Annotated in this window: 9 protein-coding genes and 1 pseudogene; 9 read left to right on the top strand and 1 reads right to left on the bottom strand. The window is 50.6% G+C overall.

Annotated elements, in window-relative coordinates; all coding sequences use genetic code 11:
• Together HMPREF1548_RS29820 and HMPREF1548_RS03700 are read left to right on the top strand one after the other, a co-directional pair.
• A pseudogene (locus HMPREF1548_RS29820) lies at positions 1–382 on the top strand (hypothetical protein); the annotation flags it as partial.
• 220 nt (positions 383–602) lie between these two features.
• The gene (locus HMPREF1548_RS03700; RefSeq protein WP_021634418.1) at positions 603–1,574 is read left to right on the top strand and encodes an alpha/beta hydrolase; all 972 of its coding nucleotides are present in this window, start codon (positions 603–605) and stop codon (positions 1,572–1,574) included.
• A gap of 133 nt (positions 1,575–1,707) precedes the next feature.
• On the opposite strand, the gene HMPREF1548_RS03705 is transcribed toward HMPREF1548_RS03700, so the two are convergent.
• A complete protein-coding gene (locus HMPREF1548_RS03705; RefSeq protein ID WP_021634419.1) occupies positions 1,708–2,325 on the bottom strand; it encodes a hypothetical protein in 618 nt (205 codons plus the stop codon).
• Between the two features lie 413 nt (positions 2,326–2,738).
• On the opposite strand from HMPREF1548_RS03705, the gene HMPREF1548_RS03715 reads away from it, so the two are divergent.
• From HMPREF1548_RS03715 to HMPREF1548_RS03745, 7 genes are read left to right on the top strand one after another with little or no spacing between them, the layout of a single operon-like run.
• Positions 2,739–4,403 (top strand): ABC transporter substrate-binding protein, encoded by a 1,665-nt coding sequence (locus tag HMPREF1548_RS03715; RefSeq protein ID WP_021634421.1) that lies wholly within the window; start codon positions 2,739–2,741, stop codon positions 4,401–4,403.
• A gap of 34 nt (positions 4,404–4,437) precedes the next feature.
• Entirely contained in the window at positions 4,438–5,484 is a 1,047-nt protein-coding gene (locus HMPREF1548_RS03720) for an ABC transporter ATP-binding protein (protein WP_021634422.1), read from the top strand.
• Positions 5,414–6,430: an ABC transporter ATP-binding protein gene (locus tag HMPREF1548_RS03725; RefSeq protein ID WP_025488705.1), complete on the top strand. Its 1,017-nt coding sequence runs from the start codon at positions 5,414–5,416 to the stop codon at positions 6,428–6,430. The genes HMPREF1548_RS03720 and HMPREF1548_RS03725 overlap by 71 nt, the downstream gene beginning before the upstream one ends.
• Entirely contained in the window at positions 6,427–7,374 is a 948-nt protein-coding gene (locus HMPREF1548_RS03730; RefSeq protein ID WP_021634424.1) for an ABC transporter permease, read from the top strand. Before HMPREF1548_RS03725 ends, HMPREF1548_RS03730 begins: the two co-directional genes overlap by 4 nt.
• Before the next feature lie 14 nt (positions 7,375–7,388).
• The gene (locus HMPREF1548_RS03735; protein ID WP_021634425.1) at positions 7,389–8,279 is read left to right on the top strand and encodes an ABC transporter permease; all 891 of its coding nucleotides are present in this window, start codon (positions 7,389–7,391) and stop codon (positions 8,277–8,279) included.
• A 25-nt stretch (positions 8,280–8,304) separates the two neighbouring features.
• On the top strand, positions 8,305–9,459 hold the full coding sequence (locus HMPREF1548_RS03740) for an amidohydrolase (RefSeq protein WP_021634426.1): 1,155 nt from the start codon (positions 8,305–8,307) through the stop codon (positions 9,457–9,459).
• Positions 9,456–9,830 (top strand): hypothetical protein, encoded by a 375-nt coding sequence (locus HMPREF1548_RS03745; protein ID WP_021634427.1) that lies wholly within the window; start codon positions 9,456–9,458, stop codon positions 9,828–9,830. The genes HMPREF1548_RS03740 and HMPREF1548_RS03745 overlap by 4 nt, the downstream gene beginning before the upstream one ends.
• The last annotated feature ends 335 nt before the right edge of the window (positions 9,831–10,165 follow it).

The following is a 10,165-nucleotide window of genomic DNA, read 5'->3' on the forward strand; positions in this document are numbered from 1 at the left end:
AGTACTGAAGGAAGACGTAGATGTCCTGAAAGAGGATGTAAAAGTACTGAAGGAAGAAGTAAAAGACTTGAGAGATGACGTAGACAACCTGAATGGAGAAGTTAAAGTCCTCAGGGTTGACGTTAATTTCCTGAAAAAAGAAATAAAAATCGCAAACGGGCGTATCACAGGAGTTGCGCTGATGGTGGAAAACGATACCAATAAAAATATCCGTCTTTTGGCCGAAAACCATATAAACCTCATTGACAAAATGAATGAGTCTATTCGTGCATCCGATAAAACACTGATGTACGAAATAGCAGTCGATACCTTAAAAACAAGGGTAAACAGGCTGGAAAAAGAAATGGATAAAATAAAAAAAGCGAAACGCGTAACCGTATAAGAAATATCATTATCATAAAAGAGTGTAAAGCCTGTTGAGTTATCGCGGCGAACACTCTTTTTTTGATTTTAACCGAATAGATGATACCCCATATGTCACCTTCTGTACGAAAAATCCTTCTTCCCTCAAATTATTATGGAAATTTCAGGGTAAAAGCTTTATCATAGAATAGTATGCAATATCCGCATATTCAGTAAAGCTTGAAAGGGGATAGGAAGGAATGAAAAAGGAAACACTTGCGATATGGCAAAAAGGGGAATATCAGTATCCTCTGGCTTTTGGATTCGTGCCGAAGCTGGTGAGCTATATCCATGAAGAAGGGGAACAGGCAAGACCCTGTATGCTGGTAGTGCCGGGAGGCGCTTACTGCGTGGTTTCTCCCACGGAGGGAGAAATTGTGGCGATGGAGTTTTATGAGAAAGGCTATAATGCCTTTGTTTTAACCTATACGACAAATCCGTTGATGCTGGAGCCGCTGAAAGACCAGCCCATGCGGGATCTGTCAAGAGCAATTCGTTTTATCAGAAGCCGGGCGGGAGAGTTCTGTATAGATCCGGACAGGCTGGTCATCTGCGGTTTTTCCGCAGGCGGGCATCTTTGTGCCAGTGTATGCGTTCACTTTGCAGATATCAGCGATGAGGTTTATGAAGGAATATCCAACCGGCCGGACGCCGCCATTCTTTCCTATCCGGTGATCACTTCAGGGGATAAGGCGCACCAGGGCTCCATCCAGGCGCTGCTGGGCGCGTATGCCACAGAGGCGGAACTCAAATACATGTCTTTGGAAACACAGGTGACCGAAAATACGCCGCCCTGCTTTCTGTGGCAGACTGCGACGGACGAGGCGGTTCCTGTGGAAAACAGCTATCTGTTCGCACAGGCTCTTAAAGAAAAGGGCATAACCTTCGCCCATCACGTATTTTCCTGTGGAAAACACGGGCTTTCCCTTGCCAATGAAAAATGGGCGGCAGGAGATTACGGGGAACCTTATACCATGGAGCAGACCCTTGCGATAGCAGAAAATGTAAGGAATGGAAATCTGGAGGTTCCCAAAGAAATGAAAGACAGCTTCCTCTCACAGTTTGACATGAGTGAGGCGGAAAAAGCGGCGGCGGATCAGAAGGAAGCGAACGAAGAGGCTGTAATCTGGCCGGTGCTTGCCCATCAGTGGCTGAAGACAGTGCTTGGCTGATTAAAAACAGGTCAGGCCATCAGGACAAAAAATAATCAGAACAAAAAAAGAATCTGTTTCCCGGAAGCTTTTCCATAAGCCATAAGCCGTAAGCGTTCCGTGATACAGATTCTTTTCCGGTTTTAAGAAAAAATCAGGTCTGAGGGGAGCGGTTCTTATTAAACATAATCAGCGCCTCCCGGCAGGCAAATTCGCCCATTTCATAGTACCCCCTGGTAAAACGGTTCAGACGCTCCAGGCTGACTGCGCGGTTTGCCTTCTTGGGCTGGTCATTTATGAAGGTAATCCCCTCCGTGTAATATTCCGCATCGAATTCCGGCGTGCCCTCTTCCTCATAATAAGGATCAAAAAGAAAGGCGGTATCCCCTTCAATTCCGGTGAGAAGCACGTAATGGCCCACCTCAAGAAAAACATGCAGCAGCACGACGCCGCCTTTTTCCAGGGCAGCATATATTTTATTTCCTTCCGAAATGGTCACCTCTTCGCCGGACAGGAATTCGCAGCGGATGGGAAACGGCTTGACCTGACTGAAATGGTTCAGCCAGCTTGCCACGAAATTCATGGCTGCGGCAGAGGTCCCGTGCTTGCAAAGTTCGCCTGCTTCATTATAAGTATCCATACAATAGAGCATAATAAACTTAATGACATCAGGAAAGATTTCTTCCCGGTCAAATAAGTAACGGATGCCATTAATTAAGGAAACAGGACCGCAGTCGTATTCAGAGGACTGATAAATTAAAAAATTTTTCATTTTTATTGTACCTTTATAACAGAGTGTAGTAAAATAAACAAGGTTAAGGAAATGAAAATGCAAATTGATTGTAATATAACCCTATGGGCAGGTTTTGTCAAGAAAAGCGGGATAGAAAGGTATAAAAAGTGTTGCAAAGCAGCTCAGCAATCCGTGCAGTTGTACGCAGCTACCTTTTTGCAGAAATTCTTTCTGGTTATTAAAAGGAAATCCGGCCGTCCGGCACCGGTTTTCCTGCTTTTACAGAACTGTAACTGAAAAAAATACAAATTTCACTTTTTTTGTCCCAAAAATATTGACAATCCGTTACCGTAACGATATAATAAACCAATTTAATTCATATTTGTCAAGTAGGAAAAGTATGGTATATATTATTTTATGCTGGTAAGCATGGAGAGTGAAGGAGGAGAATTATGAGAAAAATCATGAACAGAACAATGAGCCTGCTGCTTGTTGCCATCATGGCTTTTTCCCTGGCAGCCTGCGGCGCATCTGGGGATAACAGCGGCACCGCGCCTGCCGAAAGCAAAGCGGCGGGGGAAACGGCGGGAGCGCAGACCGGCAGTTCAGGTGAGAAGATTGTGAATGTAGGCGTGACGGATACGCTGGGCAGCCTGAACCCGCTGCAGTTAAACGGCGGTGAGATCAACAAGTACGCTACCGCGTTGATGTTCCTTCCGCTGATGGAGCTGGATGCGGATCTGAATTTCCAGGGAATGGTAGCGGATTCCATCACTACTGAGGATAATAAGAACTTTGTGGTTCATATCGATGATGCGGCAAAGTGGTCCGACGGCACGCCGATCACGGCGGAGGATGTGGCTTATACGGCCCTCAGGCTGGCAAGCCCGGTAATTAACAATACCGCAATGATGTATTATGTTTTCGAAGGCGTGGGTGACGATGGTTTTGTGGAAGCGGGCGCCGACAGCGTGGCGGGCATCAATGTAATTGATGAGAAGACCGTGCAGTTTACCACGAAAGAAGCAATGTCACTGACCACCTTCCAGAATTCCTACGCGAGATACCTGCTGACGCTTCCCAAGCATGTCATTGAGAAGTACAGCGAGGAAGAGCTGGCTACGGCGGATTGGTTCAACAAGCCGGATGTAATCAGCGGACCGTTTTTTGTGACGGATTATGATGTGGATCATTATATATCATATAAAGCCAATCCCGATTACTGGAGAGGCGCGCCCAAGCTTGACAAGCTGAACATTAAAATCGTGGACGGAAGCCAGCTGTATGCGGGCCTGCAGTCCGGTGAAATCGATATTACCCAGCATACCATGAGCGTGATTCCTCCCGAGGATTACGCCAGCGTGGAAGCGCTTGACAACGTGGAAGTAATTTACGGCTCTCCCGTAACCAATCAGTCCATGTTCATCCAGACCGGAAACATTCCTGATGTGAGAGTGCGCCAGGCAATGCTTTATGCTATCAACAGAGAACAGATACTGAACGAACTGCTGAACGGCCACGGAGAAGTGGTGGACGGATTTTTATCCAGCGCCAGCCCGTTCTTTGATGACAGCATTACGCCGATCCCCTATGATCCGGATAAGGCGAAAGCCCTTCTTGCGGATGCCGGGTGGGATGGCTCACAGACACTGCGTTTCTATGTGAATTCCGGGGACAGCACCTTTGTGAACGCGGCAACCGTTATGGTAGCCCAGTGGGCGGCCGTAGGCATCAAGGCGGAGGTTCAGACCGTTGATTTCGCTACGCTGATGTCTGTGGCAGGAACGAGAGATTATGATATTCTGGCCGTACAGTACACCTATGCGCCTGTGGATCCTTATCCGGATGTGGCGTGGCTGCTGGGTGGAGAAGGCAGCTGGACCGGTTACGGCGACGCCCAGGTGGACGAAGCTCTCAGGGCCACACAGCTGACCAGCGATATGGAAGAGACAAAACAGCTTTATTCCACAGTGGATAAAAAAGTACAGGAGGATGTCCCCATGATTTCCGCTTATATTATCAGCGCTCAGGGGGCGGTAAATAAACGGCTTACAGGAGCGGTACCCAGCGTGTACGGATTCTTCAACGACGTGCAGAACTGGGATGTAGCAGAATAATGCCTGTAAGGCGGAATGCAAGTGAGGAAACGATATGTCGCATTTACTTGAGGTAAACGGGCTGACCACTGCTTTTACAGGGGATTACGGAAGAACGGTCAGCGTGGATCATGTTGATTTTTATGTGGACGAGGGCGAAGTGGTCTGTATTGTAGGAGAGTCGGGCTGCGGAAAAAGTGTTACCTCACTGTCTATTATGGGTTTATTAGGAAGGGGCGGAGCTGTCATTGACGGCTCTGTCCTGTTTGATGGTAAGAATCTTCTGGAGATGACGGAAAAGGAGCTGGATGACATCCGGGGAAACCGCATGACCATGATCTTCCAGGATCCGATCACCTCCTTAAATCCGGTGTTTACAGTGGGAAGCCAGATTACGGAAAGCATCCGCAGGCATCTGCATTTATCCAAAGAAGAGGCCGCCGCACGGGCGGAGTCTATTCTTGCCAGGGTGGGAATGCCGGATGCGCACGCTGTTATGAAAAAATATCCCCATACCCTGTCAGGCGGGATGCGCCAGCGCGCCATGATCGCCATGGCCCTTTGCTGTAATCCGGCGCTGCTCATTGCGGATGAGCCTACAACCGCCCTGGATGTTACGATACAGGCGCAGATTATGGGGCTGTTAAAGGAACTGCGCAGGGAAATCGGAATGTCCATCATCCTGATCACCCATGACATCGGCCTGGTGGCCAGCATGGCGGATCGGGTGCTGGTGATGTATGCCGGACAGATTATTGAAGAAGCGCCGGTAAGGGAGCTGTTTCATGCGCCGAAGCACCCATATACCAAAGCGCTGCTGGCCACGGTGCCCAGCATTCACGATGGAGAGGACAGACAGTTATTTTCCATCCCTGGAATTGTGCCGGAGAATTACGATGATATTACAGGCTGCCGTTTTGCGGACCGCTGCGAATACCGCAGGCCGGAATGTGACAAACCCCAGAAGGATTACCCTTTTGGTGAAAAACACCGGGCAAAATGTGTAGTCATGAAGGAAAGGGAAGATAAAGATGGCTCAGGACAGAGTGAAACAGATTCCCCTGATAGAAGTGGAAAATATGAAAAAGTATTACCCGATTAAGGGCGGCATCATCACACATACCACTGGCTTTGTTAAAGCCGTGGACGGTGTGACTTTTTCCGTTATGGAGGGTGAAACGCTGGGGCTGGTGGGAGAATCCGGCTGCGGCAAATCCACTATCGGCAGGCAGCTTGTAAGGCTGGAGCGTCCTACGGAGGGGAAAATATATTATGAAGGCAGGGATTTGGCCGCGTGCAGCGCAGGGGAGATGAAAAAGATCCGCACCCAGCTGCAGATGGTTTTTCAGGATTCCTATTCTTCCCTGAACCCAAGGAAGCATATTTATGAAATCCTTTCCCAGCCAATGCTTTACCATCACATTTCCACCCCGGAAACCGTGTCTAAGGATGTGGATCAGATTCTGGATATGGTGGGCCTGTCCAGGAACGTGCTGGGAAGATACCCGCACGAATTTTCTGGCGGACAACGGCAGAGAATCGGGATTGCCAAGGCGCTGTCCTTAAAGCCCAGATTCCTTGTGTGTGATGAGCCTGTCAGCGCGCTGGATGTTTCCATACAGGCGCAGATCCTCAATCTGCTGCGTCAGTTGCAAAAAGATCTTCATCTGACCAGCCTGTTTGTGGGACACGGCCTGGGCGCTGTAAACTATGTGAGCGACCGGATCGCAGTCATGTATCTGGGTAAAATTGTAGAGCTGGGAAAGGCGGAGGAGGTGTTCCATTCTCCTGTGCATCCTTATACAAAGGCACTGATCAATGCGGTTCCGGTTCCGGATCCCGATAAAGCGGCTAAGGAACAGGAGCTTTTGCAGGGAGAAATCGGATCCAGCACGAATCCGCCCGCAGGCTGCCGCTTCCATCCCAGATGCCCCTATGCCCGGGAGAGCTGCAGACATGAGGAGCCAGAGATGCTGGAGACCAGTCCGGGAAGCGGACATATGGCGGCTTGTCCCGTCGTTGTAAAGAAGGAGGAAGCGCGGTCGTGAGTAAATATATTATCAAGCGTATTCTGATTGCCATTCCCGTCCTGCTCGGGATAACCATTATAGATTATGCGATTATGTGCCTGGCGGGCAGCCCGCTGGAAATCCTGCAGGGGCCCCGTATCTCGGAGGCTGCCGTGGAAGCAAAGCGGATCGCACTGGGGCTGGATAAGCCCATATATGTACAGTATTTTGTGTGGCTGGGAGAACTGCTGCGTGGAAATATGGGGTATTCCCTGAAAACCTTTCAGTCTGTCAGCTCCATGATCGGAACACACCTTGGCCCCACGCTGCTGCTCATGGGTGTTTCCCTGGTTGTGAGCCTGATTATGGCGGTTCCGGCTGGTATTTACAGCGCCATACATCAGTATTCCAAAGGAGACTATACGGTGGTAACCCTTTCCTTTCTGGGAAGCAGTGTGCCCGGCTTTTTCCTGTCGCTCCTGCTGATTTTCCTTTTTACGGTAAAGCTGGGGTGGCTGCCGTCCAGCGGTATGACCACTCTGGGAACGGACGGCGGCTTCGCCGATGTGGCCAGGCATATGGTCATGCCGGTGCTGGTGCTTGCCACCTCCATGGCAGGAACAAATATCCGTTATATCCGAAGCGCGGTCCTGGAAATCCTGCAGCAGGATTATCTGCGCACTGCCAGGGCCAAGGGGATCGGCCGTTTTATGGTAATCAATAAGCACGCCCTGCGCAATGCCCTGGTTCCTATCGTTACCGTAATCGGCATGGAAATCCCCATGCTGTTCGGCGGACAGGTAATCATTGAACAGGTATTTTCCTGGCCCGGCCTGGGCCTTATGACCATGAGCGCGATTTCCAACCGGGACTATCCCGTGATCATGGCCGTCTGCCTGCTGTCCGCAATTGTGGTGCTGGCGGCGAACCTGCTGACGGACATTTTATATGCGCTGGTTGATCCTACCATACAGCTGCAATAGGGAGCAAAACGGATATGAGGACGAAAATACAAAAAGAACATAAAATAACGGATATTTCAAGAGAAAGCTATCTTCAGACCGTAATGCGCCGATTCAGGAAGCACCATCTGGCCGCGGTCAGCCTTGTGATACTGGTGATCCTGGGAAGCGCGGCGCTTCTTGCGCCCGTCATTGCGCCCTATGATCCGGATGCCATCGTAGGCAGCTTCAGCGGCGCGCCCAACGCACAGTTCTGGCTGGGAACCGATCAGATTGGAAGGGATGTCCTCAGCAGGCTTCTCTATGCCATGCGGATTTCCCTTCTGGTGGGAGTTATGGCAACCCTGATTTCCACGGTAATCGGCGTGGTGCTGGGGCTGATTGCAGGATATTTCGGAGGCGTGGCGGACATGATCATCATGCGTTTTACGGATATGGTGATGTCCTTTCCCTACATCCTTCTGGTGCTGGTGGCGGCATCCATTTTCAAGCCCGGCCTGTGGAATATCATCCTGATCCTGGGCTTTGTGGACTGGCCCGGCATAGCCCGGCTGGTCAGAGGAAATGTACTCAGCCTACGGGAAACCAATTTTATCAAAGGAAACATTGTGGCAGGAATGCCCCTGAGGCACATTCTGTTTTCGGAGATTCTGCCCAATACGGCGGCGCCTATCCTGGTTTACGCCACCTCTGTCCTGGCGCTCTCCATGCTGGACGAGGCGGCCTTAAGCTTCCTGGGCCTGGGCGTACAGCCCCCTACGGCGAGCCTTGGAAACATGCTTAACGGCGCACAGTCGCTGACCGTGCTCACCAAACAGCCCTGGCTCTGGATTCCCCCCGGACTGCTCATTGTAGTCCTGGTCATTGCCATTAACTTCATAGGCGATGCCCTGCGTGACGCGCTGGATCCCAACAGCAGGAACTGAATACCACACCAAGGGAGGTACAGATATGCTGGAAGAAAAATTAATGGAAGCCTTCTGCTGGTTTCACCAACATCCGGAGCTTTCCTACGAGGAATATGAGACTACGGCCAGGATCCGGGAATTTCTGGAGGAAGCCGGCATTGAAATTTTGCCTGCCAATCTGGAAACCGGCCTTGCCGCCGTTATCCGGGGAGAACAGGAAGGCCCGGTCCAGGCGCTTCGCTGCGATATTGACGCCCTGCCGATCACGGAAGAAACAGAGCTTTCCTACCGTTCGGAATATCCCGGGAAAATGCATGCCTGCGGCCATGATTTCCATATCACGGCCGGCCTTGGAGCCGCGATCCTTCTCCATGAAAATAGAAAATCCCTGAAAGGCGAGGTACGCATCATCTTCCAGCCGGCGGAGGAATCCTCCCTGGGAGCGTTGAAAATCCTGGAAACCGATCTCATGAAGGGAGTGGAGCGGATCTGGGGAATCCACAGCGACCCAACCAATCCGGTGAATACCATCGGCATCCGTGAAGGCTATGTGGCCGCCGCAGTGGACCGTTTTGTGATTACCATCAAAGGCACAGGCTGCCACGGCGCCCATCCCGACGATGGCATTGATCCCATTCCCGCCGCCGCGGCCATGGTACAGGCCCTCCAGACCATAGTGAGCAGAAATGTCAACGCCTTTCACCCTTCTCTTTTGAGCGTAACCCGCATCCAGGCAGGAAATACCTGGAACGTGATACCCGAAACCGCCGAGCTGGAAGGCACGGTACGCACCATGGATAAAAACGACAGGGAGCTTTACAGGGAAAGACTGTGTCAGATAGCCGAAAACACCGCCCTTGCATACGGCGCCAAAGCACAGATCCAATGGATCCCCGGCCCTCCCGCCGTCTGCAACGACTCACGCATGGCAGAACAGGCCTGCCAAATCGCTGGAGACATGGGCTTTGCCACGGCAGAAGAGGAACAGTCCCTGGGAGGCGATGATTTTTCCTTCTATGCACAGGACATCCCCGGATGCTACATTAAAATAGGCACCGGCCGGGGCCAGCTCATCCACCAGCCCGGCTTTCAGATAGACCGCCGCTCCCTGCTTCCCACAGCAAAATACCTGTCGTCCCTGCTGATTTCATCAGCAGAACAAAGACTGTCCCGCGATATACAGGAGAAATATAAATGAAACGGAAAATAACGATCGCAATAATTCTGGCAGTGATTGCAGCTGCACTGCTCATTCTCTTTTGCACCAGACGAAAAGTTTATGGAAACATCGACGTGAGTGTGCAAGAAGAGAAAACCGCAGCTTCTGATTTCTCCTTCACCGCCGATAAAGGGGACAGACTCAAAATATCCCTGAGAACCAATGTCAAAACCGGCACCGTGGATGTTACCATCACCGATTCAAAAGGCGGGATCGTAAAAGAATTAGACCGCGCCAAAGCCCTGGAAACATATATGGACGTAGAATATGACGATACCTACACCGTAACCGCCGTATACAAAGAATTCACCGGAAAATTCAAAATAAAAGTCAGCACCAAAAGATTCTAACCCAATCCCCCTGCCGCTAACAAAATCCTTTATCAATCTATCCGCCCAAACCAAAAGACAGCAGCTTCCCGCCCCAAAAGCGAATAAGCCCTGTCTTTTTTCGTATCACACTATATAACTTTAACTACACCTCTTATCTAACAACCTTTTGCGCCTTAAGTCCTTCCATAGCCTGCGCGCTCCGTGCCGTTCCGGGATGTCGGGTGGTGTATGGGATGAGGGCCGGGCGGCGGCCTGGGGAGAGGGTGTCCCTATTCTGCAAAGGAATCACACAAAAATGGTGATATTTCCTGCAGCTTCCCTTTTCCCTTCTGCTGTCGCCCCTAGTGGCTTTT

It is taken from the genome of Clostridium sp. KLE 1755, assembly GCF_000466465.2.
In the GTDB taxonomy this organism is placed as follows: Bacteria; Bacillota; Clostridia; order Lachnospirales; family Lachnospiraceae; genus Eisenbergiella; species Eisenbergiella porci.